Annotated in this window: 17 protein-coding genes and 3 pseudogenes; 12 read left to right on the top strand and 8 right to left on the bottom strand. The window is 58.0% G+C overall.

The window, feature by feature from the left end; genetic code table 11:
* From CRP02_RS03485 to CRP02_RS03470, 4 genes and pseudogenes are all read left to right on the top strand, one after another.
* Positions 1-1,529 (top strand): FUSC family protein (locus CRP02_RS03485; RefSeq protein ID WP_323455325.1); only part of this gene is annotated, 1,529 nt, incomplete at its 5' end.
* Positions 1,526-1,733: pseudogene (locus CRP02_RS03480) on the top strand (DUF1656 domain-containing protein). The gene CRP02_RS03485 and the pseudogene CRP02_RS03480, both read left to right, overlap by 4 nt.
* Position 1,734: 1 nt before the next feature.
* A pseudogene (locus CRP02_RS03475) lies at positions 1,735-2,656 on the top strand (efflux RND transporter periplasmic adaptor subunit).
* Positions 2,657-2,769: 113 nt separating this feature from the next.
* Positions 2,770-3,629 (top strand): annotated as a pseudogene (locus CRP02_RS03470) (alpha/beta fold hydrolase).
* Between the two features lie 145 nt (positions 3,630-3,774).
* On the opposite strand, the gene CRP02_RS03465 reads toward CRP02_RS03470, so the two are convergent.
* Genes CRP02_RS03465 through CRP02_RS03455 form a run of 3 tightly spaced genes read right to left on the bottom strand, consistent with a single transcriptional unit; the run spans position 3,775 to position 7,351 of the window.
* Positions 3,775-5,754, bottom strand: a complete 1,980-nt coding sequence (locus CRP02_RS03465; protein WP_097170249.1) for an iron ABC transporter permease — start codon at positions 5,752-5,754, stop codon at positions 3,775-3,777.
* Positions 5,751-6,608, bottom strand: coding sequence for an ABC transporter ATP-binding protein (locus CRP02_RS03460; protein ID WP_097170248.1), 858 nt, complete (start codon positions 6,606-6,608; stop codon positions 5,751-5,753). The genes CRP02_RS03465 and CRP02_RS03460 overlap by 4 nt, the downstream gene beginning before the upstream one ends.
* Positions 6,605-7,351 (bottom strand): AraC family transcriptional regulator, encoded by a 747-nt coding sequence (locus CRP02_RS03455; RefSeq protein WP_097170280.1) that lies wholly within the window; start codon positions 7,349-7,351, stop codon positions 6,605-6,607. Before CRP02_RS03455 ends, CRP02_RS03460 begins: the two co-directional genes overlap by 4 nt.
* A 285-nt stretch (positions 7,352-7,636) precedes the next feature.
* On the opposite strand from CRP02_RS03455, the gene CRP02_RS03450 reads away from it, so the two are divergent.
* Genes CRP02_RS03450 through fhuF form a run of 3 tightly spaced genes read left to right on the top strand, consistent with a single transcriptional unit; the run spans position 7,637 to position 11,510 of the window.
* On the top strand, positions 7,637-9,832 hold the full coding sequence (locus CRP02_RS03450; protein WP_097170247.1) for a TonB-dependent siderophore receptor: 2,196 nt from the start codon (positions 7,637-7,639) through the stop codon (positions 9,830-9,832).
* A 44-nt stretch (positions 9,833-9,876) separates the two neighbouring features.
* Entirely contained in the window at positions 9,877-10,698 is an 822-nt protein-coding gene (locus tag CRP02_RS03445; protein WP_097170246.1) for an iron-siderophore ABC transporter substrate-binding protein, read from the top strand.
* A 14-nt stretch (positions 10,699-10,712) separates the two neighbouring features.
* Positions 10,713-11,510 carry a siderophore-iron reductase FhuF gene (gene fhuF / locus CRP02_RS03440; RefSeq protein WP_097170245.1) on the top strand — a complete coding sequence of 266 codons (798 nt, stop codon included), beginning with the start codon at positions 10,713-10,715 and terminating at the stop codon, positions 11,508-11,510.
* 11 nt (positions 11,511-11,521) lie between these two features.
* On the opposite strand, the gene CRP02_RS03435 is transcribed toward fhuF, so the two are convergent.
* On the bottom strand, positions 11,522-12,451 hold the full coding sequence (locus CRP02_RS03435) for a LysR family transcriptional regulator (protein WP_097170244.1): 930 nt from the start codon (positions 12,449-12,451) through the stop codon (positions 11,522-11,524).
* A 116-nt stretch (positions 12,452-12,567) separates the two neighbouring features.
* On the opposite strand from CRP02_RS03435, the gene CRP02_RS03430 reads away from it, so the two are divergent.
* Entirely contained in the window at positions 12,568-13,434 is an 867-nt protein-coding gene (locus CRP02_RS03430; protein WP_097170243.1) for an aldo/keto reductase family oxidoreductase, read from the top strand.
* Between the two features lie 116 nt (positions 13,435-13,550).
* Here the strand turns inward: CRP02_RS03430 and CRP02_RS03425 are convergent, their stop codons facing one another.
* On the bottom strand, positions 13,551-14,453 hold the full coding sequence (locus tag CRP02_RS03425; RefSeq protein ID WP_080863845.1) for a LysR family transcriptional regulator: 903 nt from the start codon (positions 14,451-14,453) through the stop codon (positions 13,551-13,553).
* Positions 14,454-14,544: 91 nt separating this feature from the next.
* Between CRP02_RS03425 and CRP02_RS03420 the strand changes: the two genes are divergently transcribed.
* Complete coding sequence (locus CRP02_RS03420) at positions 14,545-15,561, top strand: NADP-dependent oxidoreductase (RefSeq protein WP_097170242.1); 1,017 nt, start codon at positions 14,545-14,547, stop codon at positions 15,559-15,561.
* A 395-nt stretch (positions 15,562-15,956) separates the two neighbouring features.
* Here the strand turns inward: CRP02_RS03420 and CRP02_RS03415 are convergent, their stop codons facing one another.
* Positions 15,957-16,970: a LacI family DNA-binding transcriptional regulator gene (locus CRP02_RS03415; protein WP_097170241.1), complete on the bottom strand. Its 1,014-nt coding sequence runs from the start codon at positions 16,968-16,970 to the stop codon at positions 15,957-15,959.
* Positions 16,971-17,103: 133 nt separating this feature from the next.
* On the opposite strand from CRP02_RS03415, the gene CRP02_RS03410 reads away from it, so the two are divergent.
* The 3 genes from CRP02_RS03410 to CRP02_RS03400 all read left to right on the top strand — a co-directional run bounded on the left by CRP02_RS03410 (position 17,104) and on the right by CRP02_RS03400 (position 20,253).
* Positions 17,104-18,027, top strand: a complete 924-nt coding sequence (locus CRP02_RS03410; protein WP_097170240.1) for a sugar phosphate isomerase/epimerase family protein — start codon at positions 17,104-17,106, stop codon at positions 18,025-18,027.
* 20 nt (positions 18,028-18,047) lie between these two features.
* Positions 18,048-19,220: a Gfo/Idh/MocA family protein gene (locus CRP02_RS03405; RefSeq protein WP_097170239.1), complete on the top strand. Its 1,173-nt coding sequence runs from the start codon at positions 18,048-18,050 to the stop codon at positions 19,218-19,220.
* A gap of 133 nt (positions 19,221-19,353) precedes the next feature.
* Positions 19,354-20,253, top strand: coding sequence for a sugar phosphate isomerase/epimerase family protein (locus CRP02_RS03400; protein ID WP_097170238.1), 900 nt, complete (start codon positions 19,354-19,356; stop codon positions 20,251-20,253).
* A gap of 283 nt (positions 20,254-20,536) precedes the next feature.
* On the opposite strand, the gene CRP02_RS03395 is transcribed toward CRP02_RS03400, so the two are convergent.
* Both CRP02_RS03395 and ggt read right to left on the bottom strand, forming a co-directional pair.
* A complete protein-coding gene (locus CRP02_RS03395; protein WP_013637508.1) occupies positions 20,537-20,767 on the bottom strand; it encodes a BrnA antitoxin family protein in 231 nt (76 codons plus the stop codon).
* Between the two features lie 295 nt (positions 20,768-21,062).
* Positions 21,063-22,820 (bottom strand): gamma-glutamyltransferase, encoded by a 1,758-nt coding sequence (gene ggt, locus CRP02_RS03390; protein ID WP_097170237.1) that lies wholly within the window; start codon positions 22,818-22,820, stop codon positions 21,063-21,065.
* Positions 22,821-23,100: the final 280 nt, after the last annotated feature.

Genomic DNA, 23,100 nt, shown 5'->3' with positions numbered 1-23,100 from the left:
TTTTTCCGGTTCACGTGGGGACGACCCTTCTCAACCGGATCGATGGATGGATGGCCAGGGCGCAGGAGCTTTTCGAAGCCACAGCAACCGGAAAGAAGGACGGAAACCAAAGCCGGATGGAACGCCACGCCCTGGCGGCAGAGGCTGCCGATCTGCGGTCGTTCGCGGTTCATCTTCAATATGACGGATCCAGATACCAAAGCAGAGTGGCACTGGTATGGTCGCTGCAGCACCGGATGCTTTCCTTTCTGCCGCTACTGAGCGAACTGGAGGATTTGCGACGATCACTGGGCAGGTTTGACCCGGCTGGCCGGGAAAAGGCTTTGTCGATAATTGCCGAGATGGATTCGAGACCGAGAGGCTCCTCCTCCACGATCGATGCGCTCGCCTTCTCCACCTCGCCGCCGACATGGGAAAAACTTCTTCTCGTCAAATTTGCCCGAGATCTGCGGGCTGTTGTTCGGCTCTCTGACGAGTGCCTCACTCTTCGAAAATCCATTGAAGATGAGGGCGGACGTAGAGCGGCTGGCGCGTCTGACAGAATGCCTGCACCGCATCGGGATATCGGAATGGCTTTGCTGTCATCGCTGACGGTTGCAGCATGCCTTGTCACCTCCCTCTTCTTCTGGATCGCAACGGGCTGGTCCGACGGGGTTACCTTCGCCCAGATATCGGGCGTCCTTTGTTGCCTCCTCGCCACCATGGATGATCCGGTCCCTGCCATGCGCAAGTTTGTCAATGTGACGATCGGTGCGGCGATTGCGGCATTCATCTACGGCTTTGCGATCCTTCCGGCAGTCGACGGTTTTGCGTCGCTCGCCGCTGTTTTGGGACTGTTTCTGATACCGGCGGGCCTATGTCTCGCAGTGCCTTCGCTTGCCCTCGTCGGCATGGGTCTTTGCATAAATTTTCCGCTGCTTCTTACCCTTCAGGCCTATCCAGCGACAGACTTCATCAGCTTCGTCAATGCCGCAGCGGCGACCATACTCGCAATGGTCTGGACGATCACGGTTTGCAGCCTCCTTCGATCCGTGCGAAGCGAGACAAATGACAGAAGGCTTTTTTCTGTTATCCGGAAACATGTCGTAAGCATCGCGGTTGGCAAACAATCCGACGTCCTGGTCACCCACCATCGCATGATCGACGTTGCCGGCCTGTTAGCCTTACGAATGGCAAAACGACCAGCGGTCTTGGAAATTGGCGACTGCGACCTCTTGAGGGAGGTCCGGGCAGGGCTGCATCTGCTTGCAATGCAGGAGCTTGTGCCCAAGGCTTCGACGGTGTCCGGCTCGCCGCCAAACCGGCCTTTCAGGCGGTCGCAGCCCTGTACGGTGCCCGTGCCGCTAAAGGTGAGGGCTCCGTGGAAAAAGGCGGTGCAGGCGCTGGATGGTATGATCCTTTCCCCCGCGGCCGCCACCGCGATGGATACCGAGCTTCTGATGCGCGCCGTTGCACTTCGCCTCTGCATTGCTCCGGACGCTTACGCTCCCGTTTACCCAACAGCCGGGGCGGGGAGGAAGCCCGCGTGACGGAGCAGGTCGAAACTCTATGGCGTCTTTCTGCCCTCGCTCGCGGCGCACGCATTGTTTGCGTATGCAGGCCTGCGCCTTCTCACATCGCTTCTCGGCAAGATCGCATTCTACCGTATGGTTTGGCACCGCTCACTGTTTAACCTTGCGCTGTACATTACCCTTGTCGGCGGATTTTCTGCCGCTATCAACTGGTTTCAATGACATGAAAAATCTGACGCTCACCACGGGTCAAGTGCTTCTAACCCTGTCGATGACGCATGTGCTGCGATTCTGGGCTGGCACTTGTGGTCTTTCTACATGGAGGCGCCATGGACCCGTGACGCCCATGTCCGCGCTGATATCATCCGATTGGCACCAGATGTTTCCGGGCCTGTCGCCCGAGGTTCTGATATCAGACAATGCGCAGGTGGAAAAAGGAACGCCGCTGTTTCGCATTGAAACGGATCGCTTCTGCCTCGCGCTGCGCGAGGCAGAAGCGAAGGTAACGGGTAGCAGGGCGGCTGCGGAGATGGCGAAAACCGATTTCGAGCGGTATCAATTGCTTGCCTCAAAGGAAGCAGCCAGCCTGAAGGAGCGACAGCAAGCGGAAAGCCGGATGTATCAGGCAGATGCCGCCTATCGATCTGCACTGGTCGCGCGGGATCTGGCAAAGCTGAACCTTGAGCGGACAATCGTGAGAGCGCCGGCGTCCGGGGCAATTACGAACTTTTCCCTGCGCCGGGGTAACTATGTCCTGGCTGGAACTGCGGTGGGCGTCCTGGTGGAAAAAGAATCCATCTATCTTGCAGGGTATTTTGAAGAGACAAAGCTACCGAGAATCCATATCGGTGATCCAGTTACGATCAATATCATGGGTGAAGCCCAATCGGTCACCGGGCATGTCGCGGGAATTGCTGCGGGGATCGAGGATCGGGAACGAAGCGATAGTGCGGGTTCGCTGGCAAGCGTGACGCCGACATTCTCATGGGTTCGACTTGCCCAGCGAATCCCGGTGCGGATCGAGATCGATGAGGCTCCGGCGACGGTTCGGCTGGTCGCGGGAAGGACGGCGACCGTTTCGATTGAGCAAAAAGCGGGACCAAGCGGCACCTCCTCTCCCATTGCCCTCCGCCATCACACCCTGATCGCTACCAAAGCCGAGTTCTAAGGCAATGCCGAAGCGCAGGGTCTCACGGCAGGCTGAGGCGGAACCGGTCGTCGCAGAGACCGTTCACTCAACGATTTCAGGGGAAGCGCGATGTTTGAAAATTTCAAGCTGGAAATGATCACGGTTCCGGAAACAACGCTCCGGGTTCGCCATGGCGGAAGTGGTCCACCGCTTCTTCTGCTGCACGGACATCCGAGAACACACACAACCTGGTACAAGGTGGCCCCATCCTGGCCGAGAAGTTCACGGTTGTTTGCCCCGATCTGCGAGGTTTCGGGAAGTCTGGCAAACCGGCTAACCCGTATGATCATGAAGCGTCGTCAAAAGCGGGCCAAGGCTCGTGACTGTGTCGCTCTCATGAACATCTCGGCTTCAACCGGTTCTTTCTGGCGGGCCACGACCGCGGCAGTTACACCGCATTTCGTACTGCGATGGACCACCCTGAAAGGGTTGAGAAGCTCGCAATCCTTGATGGGGTTCCGATCCTGGAAGCGCTGGAGCGATGCAATGTTAGCTTTGCCACGCATTGGTGGCATTGGTTCTTCTTTGCTCAACACGACAAACCCGAGCGGGCCATTCTTTCTGATCCCTTGGCCTGGTATGGCGGCAGCGAGGCTTCCATGGGAAAGGGAAACTTCGCGGACTTCCGCTCGGCTGTTGAAGACCCCGCGACTGTCCGGGGAATGCTGGGTGACTATCGCGCGGGTGTTCACATAGACCATCTCCACGATCTTGATGATCGAAATTCCGGAAAAAGACTGACATGCCCGCTTCATGTCCTGTGGTCACTGCAGGACGATCTGGAAATGTTGTATGGAGATGTGCCGGCGGTATGGCAGCCCTGGTCGAGCCTTCCCGTTTCGGGCCGGGGAATAGAGAGCGGACATCACATGGCAGAAGAGGCCCCTGTTGAACTGGCGCGTGAGCTCGTCTCATTTTTCACAGCGTGAAGACATCGATCGCGCCCACCCCTTGCCGAAGAAATGATCAGCATTATCGCTGGGTCGGTTGGCCCGACGCTGCGTGATCCGTTGGTCTCATAAGAGCGAACACCTGCAAACAATCGTATCGGAGTTCTGCGCTACTTCGGTGCGATCAAGACAACCGTGACCTCAATCCGGAACGCAGCAGGATCATGAAGGCGGGTGCGCCGATAATAGCGGTGATGATGCCTGCCGGAAGTTCGAGCGGCGCGATAATGCTGCGACCGACGGTGTCGGCAAAAGCCAGCATCACAGCGCCCAGAATCATTGCGATAGGGAGATTTTTTGCGTGGCGTGCTCCGGTAAGAAGTCGAGCCGCGTGCGGTGCGAGCAAGGCAACGAAACTGACGGCCCCGATGGAAGAAACGGCGATCGCCACCGCACTGGCGGCATAGACCATCGCGTATTTGCTCGCGGTTCCCGTCGCCAGGCCCAGTGAGCGGGCCTTTTCGTCCCCAAGCAAAAAGGCGTCGAGATGGCGACTGAACAACAGGCCTATAGCCGACAATGCAAAAACCCACGGCATCAGCATGAAGGCGTCGGCGTAGCCGCGGGCGTGCGTCGAGCCGACGAGCCAAGAAAGTGCCTGAGCCGTTTGCAAGCGCGCCTCCAAGACAATGATTGTTGCGGCCGCGCCTAGGCTTGCGGCGATTGCGACACCAGCCAGAACCAATTTTTCCGGAGAATTCTTCGGCGCCAGCAACCGGAGCAGCAAAAGCACGGTGATGGCCCCCAACAGAGCGACGACCTGGAAAGTTGGCGTTGCTGGTGAAAGTCCCAGCAGAAGTGCGACGAGGCTAAACAACGCTGCTCCCTGTGTAAGACCCAGCGTCTCTGGCCCGCATAGCGGGTTGCGCGTCACCGCCTGAAGGACTGTGCCAGCAGCAGCGAGCAACGCGCCACAGCCGAGTGCGACAAGAAGGCGAGGCGCGCGCAGGTCGAGGTTTCCTGTCACCTCGGCAAGTGTCAATGATATTCCGTCGCCTGTCGCGAGACTTGCCGCCATCGTCAACAGGCCCAAAGCGACAAGGGCTCCAACGGCGAGGAGGAAAGGTGGGGGCGCGATGCCTATGGGCGAACCTATGCGGCGCTCCCCCCCGATCTTTGCCCTGCGCAGCAGGAATAGCATGACCGGTGCACCGAGGCAGGCAATCGCAACGCCTGTAGGTATGGTCGTGCCATTGCGCGCCAGAGATTGCGTGACGACATCTGCAAGGAGGAGGCTGTTTGCTCCCCAAACCGCTGAAAGCGGCAGGTGGCGGTGATGCCGGCTTATACCCAATGCGCGCAATACGTTCGGGACTGCAAGGCCGACGAAGCCGATGGGCCCTGCAAGGGTTACGGCGCAGCCGCAAAGAAGAACGCCGATGAGCAGACCGAAAAGCGTGACGGCCCGTGTTACCCCCAGACTTGCCGAAGCCTTGTCGCCCAGTCCCAGCAAGTCGAGGGCGCGCGCCATCACGATGAGCGCCACGAAGGACAGGAGCACCAACGGGGTTGCTGTTGCGGTTCTGGACCATCCGGTCTGGTCCAGAATGCCGGACGACCAGAGTAACAGACCGGACGCCCGTTCGTCAGCAATAAGCACGATTGCCGATGACACCGCGGAAAAACAAAGCGACACGGCGACACCGGAAAGAGCCAGCCGGCCCGGCGGGGCTTGAAAGCCGCCAGCCAGTGCAAGGCACGCGGCCGCGCCAGCAAGGCCGCCCGCGCTCGTCACTACGATGGGCGGCAGAGACAAGGGAAGCAGCAAGGTCGATACGACGAGGAACAGCTGCGCGCCACTGGTTACGGACAGTATATCCGGAGCCGCCAAAGGGTTCCTCAAGACGGTCTGAAGAACCGAACCTGCTAGTGCAAGCGCGGCGCCAGTTGATATCGCTGCGACCAGACGGGGCGCCCGAGTTGTTTCCAAAATTGCCTGCGCTATCGTCTCAGGGCCTGTCGGAAAAAGAAACACATCCCTCCAGCCGACCAGCCTGCTTCCCACTCTCAATTCCAGCGCTGCCAGGACCAGCAGAAGGACCACGCCGACGGACCAGACAAGGGCTGGAGCAAATCGACGAAGGGGGAGGCAAGACAAATTCATATTTGAGCCAAGGCCTGACGGCTTTGCCGATTGCCGGCGCCGATCCAGTCGACCATGCAGTAGGTTCGCCCGCTTCCATCTGGATGTGGCACGAGATCGACGTGGCACTCAAAGGCTTGCTGCAACAGGTCAGTCCGCAGCACCTGATGCGTCGGCCCAGCCGCAAGAACCTGACCCTTTTGCATCAGGACGACGTCATTGGAGATATCCATGACTTGATTGAGGTCATGAAGCACCGCGATGATCGTAAGACCTTCCTCTGTGTTGAGTTTGCGCAGGAGGGTCAGCAATTCGGCCTGGTGTCTGATGTCGAGAAAGCTCGTGGGCTCATCAAGAAAAAGGATGCGCGGCTCCTGCGCCAAAGCCATCGCCAACCAAGCTCGCTGCCTTTCACCGCCGGACAGGGTCGTGAGTTGCCTCGCACGCAAATTTTGAAGGCCGACGCGAAAAATGGCGCTTTCGATAATCCTGCGGTCCCGTGTCGACAGTCGACCAAGCCAGGGACGGTGAGGATAACGGCCTTGTTCAACGAGTTCTTCGACGCTCAGGCCGGTGGGAACCTCTGGTGTCTGGCTCAGGACGGCAACCTGGCGGGCGACGGTGCGTCGTGACAACGCGTTGAGCGGCTGCCCGGACAAGCGGATTTCGCCTTCCGTCGGGTATTCGAGTCCGGCGAGGCATTTGAGAAGCGTGCTTTTACCGGAGCCGTTCGCGCCGCATATGACGGTAATCCGGCCTTCAAGCGCAACGGCATCGACCTTTCGGAGCGCTTGAGCCTGATCATAGACGACGCTGAGACCAAACGCCTGAGCCGCGATGGCCTGCGTCCTCTGTTTGCTCGGTGGGCTGTTCATCCTGCCACCTCACGCATGGCCTTGCGAAGAGAGGACAAGCTGCGATAACCGACGTCCGCCGCTGCCTCCTCCAGGCGCGCTCCCTCGGCCTGGCGGCGCATGACATGCGCCATGCGCAAGCGACGCCGCCATTCGGCGAAACTCATGCCGGTCTGAATTCGGAATTTCCGGGTCATGGTGCGCCTGCTCATGCCGAGATTGTCTGCCCAGCGATCTATATCGAGATCGAGCGACGGTGTTTCAGAAAGATCCCGACACAGCCGTTGCAATCGCTTGTCACTTGGCATTGGAAGCGCAAACGGGCCTTCCTCCGCATTTGCGATCTCCTCGAGCATCAGTGCCGCGAGATGTCCGCCGCGGCCATTTTCGTCATAAAGGGTCGGTTCGTTCAAAAACGCCCCAACCGTTGCCGAAAGGAGTGTGGAGGTTGAGATGACACGCGTCGGCTCCCATGGCATGGCGACGCCTGGATCCGGTTCGATGTAGACCGACTGCATGGAGACCCGCCCGTGTGAATGAACGGCGTGTGGTATCTCCGGGGTAATCAGCAAACCGTAACCACAGGGGATGATAAATGAGGTGTCGGGGGTACGGGCGGTCATGAATCCGTCGATGATCTGTAACAATTGGCCTCGGCGATGGCTGTGCCAGCCAAAATCGACGCTTTGCTCGTAGGTCCGTGCCATGGCAGCGACGGGCCGCGGCACATTTTGAAGGTCGGCTGCCCTTTGCGGCTGTTTCATCATGGTTCCAGGCGATGGGATTTCTCATAGCAGTCTCACGACCGCATCCAACGCAGAGAGCCATAATCGCGCAGCGTCTATATTTCAAAAGGAAAGATTGGCCCGACAAAACAGGAAACTACGATTTAGCCAGATAAGGCCACTAAATGGCCCGGAAAAGCTCGATTTTGACCTGACAATGCTGATAAAAAAAGTCTAGTTAAGCGGCCAAGCGTGCGGGATTTGGCAAACACTGCGGACAGTCCGGGGTACCCTTCGCGCAGTATTCCTATCACAGGTCCTCGAATGCAGAACACCGTCCTTCGCCTTCGCACATCAACCTGCCACGTCACCAGACAGCGGCTCCTGTTTTTCGTGTCGGGCGTTGCGTTGAGCGCGCTCGTCCTCCAGAAGGATACGGCTGAGGCACAAGAGACAAATGCTTCCACCGTGCTTCAGCCGATCGTTGTCCAGGGGACAGCGGCGACAAAAGGGGCCCGTGTCGAACAACGTGGCTACGTAGCAACGCAGTCGGCTTCAGCCACCAAGATCACGACGGCGATAGCCGAGACACCGCAATCTGTCTCCGTCGTGACCCGCGGCGCCATGACCGATCGAGCCGTACAGACGGTGGCGGACAGCTTGCTCTATAGCGCGAATGTCAACGGCCAACGCTACGGCAACGATCCCCGTTCCGATTACTTCAGCATTCGCGGCTTTGGCGCCGATCTTTATCTCGACGGCTTGCGCGTGCCACAGATTGCAAACCAGACAGGCGGCTATGCTGGCTTTCGCGTGGAGCCTTACTTCCTTAATCGGGTGGAAGTGCTGCGCGGACCAAGTTCCGCGCTTTTCGGCCAAACGAATGTCGGCGGCGTTGTCAACATGATCAGCAAGGATCCATCAGAGACAGCTGGCGGAGAAGTCTACACCCGTTTCGGAAGTTACAAACAGAAGGAAGCGGGGTTTGACGTAACCGGCCCTCTCGGTGCGGATTCCGATCTCACCTATCGCTTGGAAGGCATTATCCGCGACAGCGAAACAATGAACGATTTCGGAAAAAACGACCGTTTCGCCATAAGCCCGACGGTCAGGTGGTCGCCGGATGAAGATACCAGTCTCACGGTATATGGCGCTTACATGAAGGATGACGCTGGCCAGGTGCCCTCGCTTATTCCTGCCGTCGGGAGCATCTATCCCAATCGTCTCGGTTTAACGATACCGCGCAGCTTTTCGGACGGAGATCCCTCGCTGGCGATCTACGACAAGGAAACGGCCTATATCGGATATCGGCTGGAACACGCATTTAACGACGATCTCGTTCTGCGCCAGAATTTCCGGTACTCGTACCTGGACGTCAATTATCAAAACCTTTTCGGCAATGGTCTTTCCGCTAACCAGCACACGCTTTCACGCCTCGTCTACAATGCGCAGCCAACGCTCAACGCCGTGGCGTTGGACACCAATCTTGAGTACAGTTTCGAGAGCGGGCCAATCAGCCATACGCTTCTCGGCGGTATCGATGTGCAGTGGCAAAACCTCGTCAACAGGACAGGATCACGCAGTGGCCCCACTCTCGACCTGTTCAACCCGGGTTACGGCATTGGCGTACAGCCGGCAGCACTGACGACACACCTTGATCAGACACAGCGTCAGGTTGGTTTTTATCTGCAGGATCAAATGGAACTCGGCGGCCTTCGTCTGACTGTTGGCGGTCGCCAAGACTATGTCAGTAACGACTCCGACAGCACCGCACTAGCCAGCGGTCTTACCACCCGATACCGGCAGGACGATTCAGCTTTCACGGGCAGGGTCGGTGCCGCTTATGTCTTCGATAACGGCCTTGTACCCTACGCGCTTTATTCAACGTCCTTCTCCCCGGTGCTGACATTGGCGCCAACGCCGCTGAAGCCAACCAAAGGCGAGTTGAAGGAAGTCGGTGTGAAATTCGCGCCACAGGGGGACGATTTCAGCCTGACCCTGTCCGGGTTCGAGGCAACGCAACAGAATGTCGTCAATCGTGTTGCAGGCGTTTATTACCAGACTGACGAAGTGCGCGTTCGTGGGATCGAACTTGAGGCCAACGCCACGCTTTGGGACAGCCTCAACCTTACCGCGGCGGCGAGTTGGCAGGATCCTGTGGTAACCGAGAGCCAGACGCCAGCCCAGATCGGGAAAATGCCGTATACCGTTCCAAAGCAGCAGCAATCGCTGTTCGCGAGCTATGATCTGCCGATGCCAGATAGCTGGAACGGCAAATTGACGCTTGGTGCAGGTGTCCGTCGCATCGGCAAGACTGCCGGGGATACGGCGAACTCATTCTTCGTTCCTGGTTATACACTGGTGGATGCATTTGCCCGTTACGAACATGAACGCTACTCGTTCCAGCTTAACGGGTACAATCTCGGCGACAAGACCTACGTTGCCGGTTGCAACACCCCCACGCAGTGCTATTACGGGCAGGGTTTGACCGTTGTCGGAACAGTGAGCGTGAAGTGGTAGCTGGTATTCGCAGACGATCGTTCTTGAGCGGCGCGGTGGCTTTAATGGCTGCGCCAGTGGCACTCGCCGCCTCAGGATCTTCACGCCTGGTCACGCTCGATTGGACTGCCACCGAGATTGCCCTTTGCCTTGGAATATCGCCCGTTGGGTGCACGGAAATCTCCGGGTACAGAACATGGGTCAATGTCGCAAATGAAGGCCTTTCGGACGCCGTTGACGTTGGACGACGACAGCAGCCAAGCCTGGAAGCGATCCGCAAATTGCAACCTGACCTCATCTTGACGTCTCGCTACCGGCACGCGTCCATCGCCCGTGCGCTCGGTAAGATCGCTCCGGTTCACCTGATCGACGATCAGGAAAACGACAGTGACATGTTGGTAAGCGTCTATCAGAGCGCCCGTCAGGCGGGCGCAGCACTTTCCCGATCGGATGATGTCGAAAGGCTCCTCGCACGTTTCGATGATGATATCGAAAACCTGAAATTGCGCGATGCCGGGCAGGCAGGCCGCAAGCTGGTTGTCGCGCAACCATTACCTGGCGTTCCGCGGTTACGGGTCTTTGCACCCAACGCCGCAATTTCGAGCCTTCTCAGGAAAATCGGTTTTGCCGATGGCATTGAAATGCCGGCGCAGTCCTTCGGCTTTACGACAATCGATCTGGAAGGACTTGCGTCTCTCGATAGCGACAGCACCTTGTTCATCCTTGGCGAGTCCGTTCCGGCTGATCTTCTCCACGCTTCGCTCTGGCCTATGCTGCCGGTCGTTGCGCAAGGAAATGTCCGTTTGACTGGCGCACCCTCCTGGCCGTTCGGTTCCACCGCCTCGTTGCAGCATCTGGCTCGCCAGATCGTCTCCCGGTTCGTTTAGGCGGGCGGGAGCGTATGCGAAGGTCAGAGGTTCTTGGCGAATTGCTGCGGCAACCGGCACACTCGCAGTGGAGAGATTTCTTCCGGCGCAGGCGGCGCACCGACCTGACCTTCATTGAATTGCTGGAGCACGATCATCTCTTAGTGATACTTGGCAATTACGGTCGCCGACATGGGCCAAGCGCGCCCCTTGCCGCCGTTGCTGGCGAGTGGTCGAAGCGGTACTTCGCCAAGGTAATGAGACCGATTGCTACAGCTGCGATGCTGTTGGATTGGCGCATGCCTCTTACACCGGCAGACTTGAGCATTGACATCAGCGAAGAAGGGGAGATCGTTGCGCTTGGCCTGTCTGGTTTTGGTCGCCCGGTTCAAGCGAAATCAGCACAAGACCGTTTCGACTTTTTGTTCAGTGGCAATATCGAGGGAGTTATCCGAACTGTTTCGGATGTGAGCGGACTGTCTCGCAATGTCCTTTGGTCAAACGCGGGAAACATGTTCGAAGCCATCGCGCGCAGTTACGCCATGGAAAACCATTTCCCCGATGCGGGCGTGGCCGATGCGCTGGAACTGCTTGAATCGCCTCACATGGCAGATGGCTCACGTAACCCGCTTTTCAGGCCCATCCTCTACCGTCAATACGAGGGCAAGCCAAAGCGTCTCCGCCGCATCTGTTGCATCCGATATCTGATTAACGGACTGGATTACTGCAAGACGTGCCCATGTCTGAATAGTCGCTCTAGTCCAATGCATGATGCGTGTTATCGCGATATGCACGATGGATCGACCAATGCCGGCGGCAAGAAACAGAGCTAAGGACTTTGAATTCACGGGCCGGGCTGCAAGGATTTCGCTGCATCTTTGTGCGATTGTCTCACGAAATCGATAAATGCGCGTAAAGGCGCGGGCACAAGCCGCCGTCCGGAATAATAGAGGAACGGGCCGGAAAACCGCAGCCACCATTCTTCCATCACCGGTACCAGATCTCCTCTATCGAAGTGTGGCCTCAGCCAGTCTTCAAAAATATAAATGATGCCAGAACCGGCAATGGCTGCGTCGATACCAAGATCGGTGCCGCCGCCGAACTGAACAACGAGGCTACCTTTAGGATTTATGGCGATTTCTTCCCCATCGCGTTCGAATTCCCAGGAGGGAAGCGCGCGCCCCAAAAACCGGCCTAAAATACAATCACGCGAAAGCAGGTCTTGTGGATGTTGCGGTTTGCCTCTTCTTGCAAGGTAACCCGGCGACGCGGCAAGGGCGTAGCGCTGCTGGCGCGGTCCGATCGGCAAAGCCACCATATCCTGCTCGAGCCGTTCGTCATAACGGATGCCTGCGTCGCAGCCGCTCTTTATGATGTCGACGAAATTCTCATCGGTCACGATTTCCAGCCTGATTTCCGGATAGGCCTTTAGGAACGGCGGCACGATCGGAGGCAGGACCAGCCTTGCCGCACTCATTGGAACATTGAGTCTGAGATCCCCCGAGGTGCGGCCGCGGCTGCTTTTCACCTCGTCGAGTGCCGATGCCACCTCTGCGAATGCGGGGCCGGTGCGCTCTAGCAAGAGACGTCCTGCATCCGTCAGGAGCACGCTGCGGGTTGTGCGATTGAATAGTCGTACCCCAAGGTCTTCTTCGAGACGCTTCACCGCATCGCTCAACGCCGAGGAGCTGACGCCACTTTCGCGCGCGGCCTGCCGAAAACCTTTGGATCTAGCCACCAGTAAAAATGCATTCAGATCCGTTAAATCCGACACCCTGCTCTCCAAACGTAAAAACAATTGTCCGCTTTCACGGACAACCTGTCCGGATTATAGCTTCTTGTAGCGTATATGCCACCTGTCTATTTTGGAGGAACACAAGGAGATGGACCATGAGCACTATTGCAACTTCAGGAACCTTCACGCTTGGCGATCATACGGTGCGCCGGCTGGGCTATGGCGCGATGCAGCTTGCAGGCAAGGGCATTTTCGGGCCTCCGAGCGATCGTCCGGAGGCCATAGCCGTCCTGCGCGAGGCGGTGGAAAGCGGCGTCAACCACATCGACACCAGCGATTTCTATGGCCCGCATGTTACAAACGAGATAATCCGCGAAGCTTTGCATCCCTATGACAACGACCTTGCGATCGTCACCAAGGTCGGCGCAGGCAGGGGCGCGGACGCTTCGTGGTATCCGGCGTTCTCGCGCGCGGAGCTGACACAGGCCGTTCATGACAACCGCCGCAATCTCGGAGTGGATGTGCTCGATGTGGTCAACCTGCGCGCTATGTTCGACGTGCACGGCCCCGCGGAAGGCTCATTGGACGAGCCTCTTGAAGTTCTGGCGGGTTTAAAGCAACAGGGACTGATCCGGCACATCGGACTGTCTAACGTCACGGCGAAGCAAATCGAGGACGCCGGAAAGATCACCGACATCGCATGCGTGCAGAACCAGTACAATCTTGCGCATCGGCAGGACGAAACCTTAATCGACACACTCGCGTCCCGAGGGGTTGCCTATGTGCCGTTCTTTCCTCTTGGCGGCTTCTCGCCGCTGCAATCCGCTACCCTGTCTGACGTGGCCGCCCGGCTCAACGCCACGCCGATTCAGGTTGCGCTTGCCTGGCTTCTCCAGCGATCGCCGAACATTCTCCTGATCCCTGGCACATCGTCACGGGGACATCTGCGAGAAAACCTCGCCGCGGCCAGGATAGAGCTCCCCACGGAGGCACTGTTGGAGCTAGATAACGTGGCTGCTTAATGCCGCATGTAGAAATCTGGGGAATTTGTCGACGGGTTGTCATCTGTCCTCACGGCCGCTTTTGGCAAATGCTGCCTACTCAGCGTCGCCCCAGAAGCAGACATTCGCTGCCATTGTCAGGACAACTTCACTAAGGTGTCGAGGAAAGCTCGGACGGCCGGGTTTGACCGCCGGCTCTCGGGCCACAGCGCCGTGATGTTGTGCCTTTCCACCGCATAATCGGCCAGGACCGGAATAAGCGCTCCACGCCTCACCCAAGTGCTGGCCATGAAATTGGTTGCCATTCCGATTCCGGCACCTGCTGCGATCGTTGCCAGCACGGCTTCGCTCGCGTCAACGATAATGCTAGAGGTGGGCACAATCTCCACCTCCCTGTCCCCTACGTGGAAAGGCCAGCGGAACAGCTGGCCGCTACTCTGGTAGCGCAGGCTGACAGTCTCGTGCTCTTCCAATTGGTCTGGACTGGTCGGCGGGCTGCGCCCGGCCAGATATTCGGGCGAGGCATAACAGCATAGCCGATGTGGCAGAAGGCGGCGCGAAAGCAGGCGCGAATCTGCCACATCACCAATGCGGACCGCTACATCGTATCCGCCTTCGATAAGATCAACCATGTGATCGCTCAAACGTAGATCTATATTGACCCTCGAGTGGAGCCTGCGAAACTGCGGAAGCATCGGCGCTATTACGTGCAGGCCGATAGGCAACGATGCTGCAATCCGTAAAGTGCCAGCGGGCTCGGTGCGCGCTGCTTTTGCCGCCTGCTCTATATCTTCTGCGTCGTGCAGCAGCCTGAGCGCACGCTCATGAAGATCGCGCCCCTCGGTCGTCAGGGCCAGGGAACGTGTCGTCCGCGCAAAAAGCGAAACGCCGAGCTGCTTTTCCAGCCGCTGGATGCTCTTGCTGACCGCCGAGGGTGAGATGGACAAGGAGCGGGCGGCGGCGGTGTAGCTTCCGAGCGAGCCGGCCCGAGCGAATGCGATCAACCCAGTCAGTCTATCAATTCCGATTTGTTCCTTCATGGCACTATTAAAGCGAATTATCTGATGATTATCAAGCGAAGGAGATGATCGTATCTTCAGTCATCAAAACGAATATTCAAGCGAGGCCGTGATGACTGATATGATGAAAGCTGTGCGATTGCACGAATTCGGTGGGCCAGATGTTCTTCGTTATGAAGATGCGCCCCGGCCGGAAATCTCAGCGGACGACGTGCTTGTTCGCGTCCATGCCGCCAGCCTCAACCCGCCGGATCTCTATCTGCGCGATGGTTATCGGGCTCTCCCGCCGCAATGGCAGCCCAGCCCAAGCTTTCCGCTGATCCTTGGCACGGACGTTTCCGGCACGGTTGCGGCCGTTGGTGAAAACGTGTCGCAGTTCAAGGTCAACGACGAGGTCTATGCGATGGTCCGCTTCCCGCAAAACCTCATGACGGGAAGCAGCGCCTATGCCGAATATGTTCGCGTTCCGGTATCGGAGTTGGCGCTGAAGCCCGCCGGGATCGACCATATCCAGGCTGCCGGTGCGCCCATGTCGCTTTTGACCGCTTGGCAATTTCTGGTCGATTTGGGACATGATTTGCCGAACCCATTCCAGCCCTTCCGGCATGCACCGGTTCCGCTCGACGGCAAGATCGTACTAGTGAACGGCGCCGGCGGCGGCGTTGGCCATCTTGCAGTCCAGATCGCGAAGTGGCAAGGCGCGAAGGTGATTGCCGTTGCTTCCGGCAAAAACGAGGCGCTTCTCTATGATCTCGGTGCCGATATTTTCATCGACTATACGAAGACGGCTGCCGAAGCAGTGGTGAGGGATGCTGATCTGGTGCTTGACGCCGTCGGCGGCGCGAATATGGAACGCTTTCTCCCCAGCATTAAGCCGGACGGCGCCCTGTTTCTCGTCAACCCGCTGGGTTTTCTAGGCCATGACGAAGCCGCACGGCGAAAGATCACCGTCTCAACGACACAGGTGCGTTCGAACGGTGCGCAATTGGCAGAGGCCGGTCGTCTGCTCGATGATCGCTCCTTACGAGTGGTGATCGACAGCACCTATCCGCTGGCCGAGGCATCGACAGCGCATCGTCGTGCTTCAGAAAGTAGCATCCAGGGCAAGATCGTGCTGGTTGCCGCCTGATCACCACTTGACCAGTCAAGGCCCCGGTCGCTGAAGCTTGCAAACTCGCTGCCCAAGGATTTTGCGGTCGAATCGACCGGCCAATCGCTGCAAGAGCGCCAGTCTGGCGAACAGGCGCCTTTGTTGATGGCGTTTCGTATCTGGTCGTTGTCCTTGTGCTTACAGCGCTTTATGGAAGTCGCCACGTTGATTTCAAATGGTCACGTCTTCACTTTCAATTAGTCATCAACATAGTTTCAAACGGTCATCGGCGAACGGTTTGATGGCTCAAGCTCAATCAAATCCTGAATTGCAACAACCGATCGCCTCTTCTGATCCTATCAAGGGGTCGTCGGCAAAGGCGGTGCGGCCCTGCTTATACCCAGCTTTATCAAGGAAAATCTGATACACGCACGCTAGGCATTCTCTGCGAGAAAGATCTGGATGTCCGTTGAGATAGAGACCGCTTCTCCAGGCATTCTACCGAGGAGCTTTGCGATGGTCTCAACTGCCAGGCGTGCCTCCAAAAGGGGTCTCTGGTCGATAACCGCGTTGATCTTTCTGGACTTTAGCAGCATCCGTCGATTGGGCGTGAGTTCGTGGGTGATGACCACTGTATTGTCGATTCGGCCAAGGCGTTGCAGAGCACTGACAATCGGCAAAGCACCCGCGGACAGATGATATATGCCTCGTAATCCCGGGTCATCCCGAAATGCAATCTCTACGACGCGGCCTGCTTCGTCCTGATTTTCTCCGGTCTCCAGAACCACGGCCAGACTGCATTCAGGATAACGCTCGGTCATGATGTCGCGAAACCCGGCTTCCCGTTCGCGATGGCCAGTGATATCGCGTGAGCCGGCAACCAAGACGACGCGGCCGCCTTGCCGTCCGAGGAAAAGGCCCATCAGGTCGCCAGCCACCCGACCGGCCTGCCTGTCGTTCGGCCCCACATAGGCGGCACGCCCGCAATCTGTGAGGTCGGTCGCCAGAGTAACCACCGGGACATTGCGCGACAGGAATGCTACGGCTTCTCGAACCCTGATATCGTCAGGGCTGGTGATGACGAGGCCATCATAGGAGCGACAATCGCGGACGGCTGCGGCGATCGCCGCCGGCTTTCGTGGATCGATGTGATGGACGAAGAATTGCACGTTCAGTGTTGCGTACATTCGCGATGCGAGATCGATACCCTCGCGCAAAGACGCGTGAAACGGGTTGACTGGCGGTTGGATAAGGACCGCGACGCGTAGCGCGCGTGAAGGGGTACGATCTAGGGCCCGGTCAATACCGAGCGCTCGTGCAGTGGCCAAAACGCGGTCTTCTTTGTCGGTACGCACGCCGCCACGGTTGTTGAGAACCCGATCCACCGTCGCGGTCGAGACCCCGGCTGCCTTTGCAACATCCGAAATGCTTATCTTGCGTGCAGTCATTTATCTCTCCGCCCGGTTTTCTGATTGAATCCCATCAAATTCCAACTTTGTAAATCGGAGATCTCCAGCTAAATCTCTGCGTCAGGGAGGGTCGCCCACCAAGTGAGCGACACCAGGGAAGGACCAGAATATTATGGGTATAACAGTCACCACAGCACCGTGCTGCTGGGGCGTCGATGACGTGCGCAATCCAAACCTACCGCCGTGGGAAATGGTATTCGACGAAGTCAAGGCGGCCGGATATGGGGGAGTGGAGCTTGGCCCCTATGGTTATGTTCCGCTGAACATCGACATGGTCTCTCAGGCTCTGACAAGTCGAGGGCTCTATATCGTCGCCGGAACGATCTTCAATGATCTTGTCGCTGAGGAAAACCGCGATAGCCTGCTGCGCCAGACGGACGAGATTTGCGCTCTGATCACCCGTCTGCCGACGCCGCCGAAGGCGTCGGGCCAGCGATTTCCCGCACCTTATCTGACGGTGATGGATTGGGGACACGACGACCGCGATTATGCGGCGGGTCATTCCGACAGGGCACCCCGGCTCGATGACGCGGCATGGAACGGCATGATGGATAATATCAGGGCGATATCCGCTCTTGCCCGCGAGAAATATGGCGTTCGCGCCACCATTCATCCGCATGCCGGCGGTTACATCGAATTCGAGGACGAGATTGCCGGTCTCGCCATTGACATACCCCAGGAGGTCGCCGGTTTCTGCCTCGACACTGGCCATACCTGGTATGCCGGCATGGACCCTGTCCAAACCCTGCGCAAATACGCCGATCGTCTCGACTACATTCACTTCAAGGACATTGACAGGGCTGTCTTCGGCCGCGTGATGGGTGAGCACATTCGCTTCTTTGAAGCCTGCGCGCAGGGCGTCATGTGTCCCATTGGCAAGGGCTGTATCGATTATCCCGCCATTCGCGCCCTTCTTGATGAGCTTGGTTATGAAGGCTTTATCACCGTTGAGCAGGAGCGTGATCCGCGCAACGCGGGCGGTAGCCTCGCCGACGTAAAACTCAGCCGTGACTATCTCAAGTCGGCTGGCTTCTAACAATCCGGGACAGAAACCTCATGATTTACGGAACGCGTCAGACAAAACGACCTCTTCGCTGGGCTATGGTGGGTGGTGGTCGCGGCAGTCAGATCGGTTACATTCACCGCAGCGCCGCCCTGCGTGATCGCTACTTCGATCTGGTCGCTGGCGCCTTCGACCTCGATGCCGAGCGCGGCCGCGCCTTCGGTGTTGAACTGGGGCTCGAGCCTTCGCGATGCTACGCCGACTGGCGTGCGCTTTTCGCAGAGGAGGCAAAGCGTCCGGATGGGATCGAGGCAGTATCGATCGCAACGCCCAACAATACCCACTACGAGATCACCAAGGCTGCACTGGAAAGCGGGCTGCACGTTGTGTGTGAAAAGCCGCTGTGCTTCAAGGTGGCCGAGGCCGAGGATCTTCAGCGTATCGCCGCAGAGCGCGGCCGTATTGTTGGCGTGACCTACGGCTATAGCGGCCACCAAGTCATCGAGCATGCCCGCGAGCTCGTTGCTGCCGGCGAGCTCGGAGAAATTCGTCTGGTCAACCTGCAATTCGCCCACGGGTTTCACAACGAGGCTGTCGAGCTTCAAAACCCGGCGACCCGCTGGCGCGTCGATCCGAAATTCGCAGGCCCAAGTTATGTGCTCGGTGATATCGGTACACATCCGCTTTATATTTCCGAGGTCATCCTGCCCGACCTCCGTATCAAACGTCTTCTGTGTACCCGGCAGAGCTTCGTCAAGACGCGTGCACCGCTCGAAGACAACGCCATGACCCTGATGGAATATGACAATGGCGCGTTTGGCACCGTCTGGTCGAGCGCCATCAATGCGGGTTCCATGCATGGACAAAAGGTGCGCGTCGTCGGATCAAAGGCTTCGATCGAATGGTGGGACGAGCAGCCAAACCAGCTACGATTTGAGGTTCAGGGCGAGCCGGTACGCATTCTTGAGCGTGGCATGGGCTACCTGCACGCAAAGGCACTTGCCGACGATCGTATCGGTGCAGGCCATCCGGAGGGTCTCTTCGAGGCCTGGGCTAACCTCTACGACCGCTTTGCAATCGCTATGGAGGCGCGCAACGAAAACGATGGCGAACGCCTTGGGAGCCTTCGGTTTCCGGGAATTGCGGCAGGGGTTGAGGGCGTTCGCTGGGTTGAGAACTGCGTTCGTTCTGCCGATCTCGGCGGGGTCTGGGTCGATTATCGGTAGCGCGATGGAGAGAGCAGCACCATTGGCGCAGCCCCATAAATGATTGCCACCCACGCGACGTGGTCCAGCAAGCGATGCTTGTCCGCATCGACGCTCCCGTGAAGGGGCGAATTTATATTATCAGGAGGTTTTGATGAAACACGCACTCGATCCGCACATGATCCGTCATTTATCTCTGGAGGAAATTTGCCGAAAGACCGCCGAGCTGGGATACGACTATGTTGAGCTCTCACCCCGTCCGGACTTTCTCTCCTGGTGGACGCGTCCGAAGGTTTATCCCGAGAGGGTAAAGAGCTTCAAGAAGGCCCTCAAGGACCATGGGGTGGGCCTGGCAACGCTGCAGCCAATGTACCGCTGGGCCAGCCCATACCAAGACGAGTGGGAAACGGCGATAGAGAACTGGAAGCGTGCCATCGAAATTGCGGCAGAGATGGAATGCCCGATGTTGGTCTCGGAGTTCGGGCGAGGGGGATCCCCGGATCGAAGCCTGAATGACCGCAGCGGCTTGCATCGTCCGGAGACGTGTGAGGGGCAGTTTTTCCGTGCGATGGATATCCTCGTGCCAATTCTGGAGCGCGAAGGGCTGATCCTCTCGCTCGAAGCGCATCCAGAGGACTGGATTGAGGAAATCGCCCCTGCCATCGATATCATCAAGACGATCAATTCAAAGGCTGTAAAGGCATCGTTCATCGCGCCCCATACCTTCTTCTACGGTCCCGACATGGTTGCTAACCTGCGAGTGACCGAGGGGCTTCTTGCACATGTGCGCCTCGCAGACACCTATGATCATAACAAGTCTTCGCAACTGCGCTACATTGTAAATCCGCCTGGAGCGAAGGTGCGCGTCCATCAACACACCGACTTCGGCCAAGGTGAGATCAACTGGGAAGTATTCTTCTCAACTCTTGCCGACATGAAATTCGACGGTGTCCTTTCAAATTGCGTTTTCGCGTGGGAGGACCGAGCCGAAGACAGTGCCCGTTTCATGCTTCGTGAGACACAGATGTATGTGAACAAGTACTGGCCAAAGTAACTCCTCCGCAATCGCGGAGTGGTCGAAAAGGCCCTGCGATGTGACCAGGTTTTTGTGGCTCGACCAGATCAACCGGCCTTTCGATGCTATCCCACAGTCGCGAGATCGTTCACTGGGCCACCTCTGGTACGAGCGCCTTCAACGCGGAGAAGGCCTTCTCGATTCGACAGAGGTCCGGGCTGACTGTGAATGGCGCATGATTGCGCCACGCTTGCCCAACGAGCCGCGAGGCCGAGAAGCGGCAGCTATTGACGGGGCATGGGGTCGGTACGTTTCAAGAGCTTTAATTGGACGCATTCATTGCGGCTCGCAAGGTATCGTTGATGCGCTCTTGCCAGCCCGGACCGTCGGCTTGAAAATGCGCGAGCACATCGCTGTCAATCTTCAATGATACAAGCTCCTTGGTGTTAGGAATTGCAGGCCGTTCAACGGCCGGCGCTGCGACCTTCTTTGCCGGTTTGAACAGCGCCTCGGCTGCGTCTTTCGGATTGGACGGTCGTCGGGGTGTTGCCATGGTCATGTATCCTCTTGTGTCGTGCGCTCGAACAGCGCAGCCTGTCAGTTTCTGTTTGCAGGCTGTATGTCAAACACAGCGGTGGTCGCAACCCACGTGTAGTGGTTAGCCGGAAGAACGTAATCGCTGCCGATAAACCGTCAGCCTCCCCCGCGCAATCTGGAAGAGATCGTGCACCGTTGTCCACAATTGCATCAGGAGGCCGCAGGTTCTTGTCAAGGTGTTAGCGCCCCTTGGCGAGATACACACCCTTCGTGTTGACCTATTCTCATGCCCTTTCCGCTGGCGGAGCGTTTCACTCCCCTGCCGCCACTCCCTCGCGTCGTGGATCCGCGCTGCCGATCAAACCCTCGGCGGTTATCTCGATTGCATGCAAACCGGAATTCATCTCGCCCGGTTTCACCTCGTAACCCAGCGCCTTCAGTGGCCCTGCCAGACCTTCCGCGCTTGTACCGGCCTCGATGTCGTAGGTGCCGAAGCGGTTGATGAGATGCGGCTGGGAGACGATCGCCTCTACAGGCATGCCCCAATCGATATAGGCGATCAGCGCCTGCGCTACATAGCCGATGATCTGGCTGCCGCCCGGCGAACCGATGGCGAGCAGCGGTTTGCCATCCTTCATCACGATCGTCGGGGCCATGGAGGAGCGCGGTCGTTTGCCTGGCTCAACGCGGTTGGCGATCGGCAGACCGCCATCATGGGTCTTGAAGGAAAAGTCCGTCAACTCATTATTGAGCAGGAAGCCGTTCGTCATCAGACGCGAGCCGAAGCCGCTTTCGATCGTTGTCGTCATCGAGACCACGTTGCCGTCCTTGTCAACGATGACAAAATGGCTTGTGGAGGGCAACTCGATCGCCGCATCCCGGCCGAAAAGCAGCGCGTGGTCCCATTCCGGCTCGCCGGCCTTGACGGCATCGTTGGTCAACGCCTTATCGCCGTCGAGCAGCTTTGCCCTCCCGCCCAAATAGGTCTTGTCCAACAGGCCCTTGATCGGCAGCGGCACGAAATCGGTGTCAGCGACGTAACGCTCGCGGTCGGCGAAGGCGAGACGCTGGGCGTCGCCGATAATGCGCCAACTGTCGACATTTTTTGGCCCAAGCGCCTTGAGATCAAAATTCTCCACCAGACCAAGCGTCTGGCCGATGACGATTCCGCCCGACGACGGCGGCCCCATGCCGCAAACGTCAAGAGCACGATAGGCAAAGCAGACCGGCTCGCGCTCGACGACCCGATAGTTGGAAAGATCGGCCAGCGACAGCACGCCGGGATTGTCGGCCGCCTCGCGCACAGTCTTGACGATCGCCTCGGCAATTCGCCCTTTGTAAAAGGCATCGGCGCCGCCTTTGGCGAGCGCCGCAAGCGTCTCGGCATAGGCCGGGTTCTTCAAAGGAACGCCGGCCCGCAGGGCGGCCCCGGAGGTGTCAAAGAAATAGGACCGGGGTTCTGTATATTTCTTCAACCGGTCTCCCTCGGACGCGATCAGGGAGGCAAGACGCGGCGACACCTTAAAGCCCTCGGTAGCCAGCGTTTCCGCCGGCTTCAGCAGGCTTGCCCATTCGGCCTTTCCATAGCGTTTGTGGGCTTCCTCCAGAAGTCGCACCGTTCCCGGCGTGCCAACAGAGCGGCCGCCGACCACTCCGTCCATGAATTTTAGCGGTTGACCCTTGTCATCCAGGAATAGCTTCGGTGTGGCTTCCATCGGCGCCGTCTCGCGGCCGTCAAACGTGGTCAACTTGCCGCTTTTTGCGTCGTAATAGACCAGGAAGGCACCCCCACCGAGACCGGAACTCTGCGGTTCAACGAGGCCGAGCATGGCCTGCACCGCCACCATTGCATCGATGGCGTTACCGCCCCTGGCAATCACATCACGCCCTGCCTCAGTCGCCAGCGGATTGGCCGCCGCTACCATGAAGCTTTTTGCCTCGATGCGTTTGGCAGTCGCAATATCGGTCGCTTTTTCGGGCGCCACCGTGTCGGACGCCTGCTGCGCGGAGGCGACTGCGGTGGAAAACATCAAGGCGAAAAATGCCTCACCGAGAAATTTCATTTTCATCAGCCAAATCCTCCAGCGACGTACAACTCGTTAATGTAGCAGGGCATTCAACTGAGCCAGCAGGCAGGCCGAACCTTTATCGACCACGGCACGGCCACTTTTAGAACTCTTCCTTCACTGCTGCAAAGCTTCGGCCTTCACCGGTATTTCAGCCCCGTCCGTTGGCTCGCTCCGCTGTTAAGCGTCTGTCTGGCGCGCCGCTCTTTTTCGGCACTATGGTGGCTGTCTCGCCGCATGTCCATCATGTCGAAGGGGCGACCTGTCGTTGGAAAACGGAAAT

The organism is Rhizobium sp. AN5 (assembly GCF_900215255.1).
GTDB classification, from domain to species: Bacteria; Pseudomonadota; Alphaproteobacteria; order Rhizobiales; family Rhizobiaceae; genus Agrobacterium; species Agrobacterium tumefaciens.
This window is presented reverse-complemented; position numbering and strand designations above follow the sequence as displayed.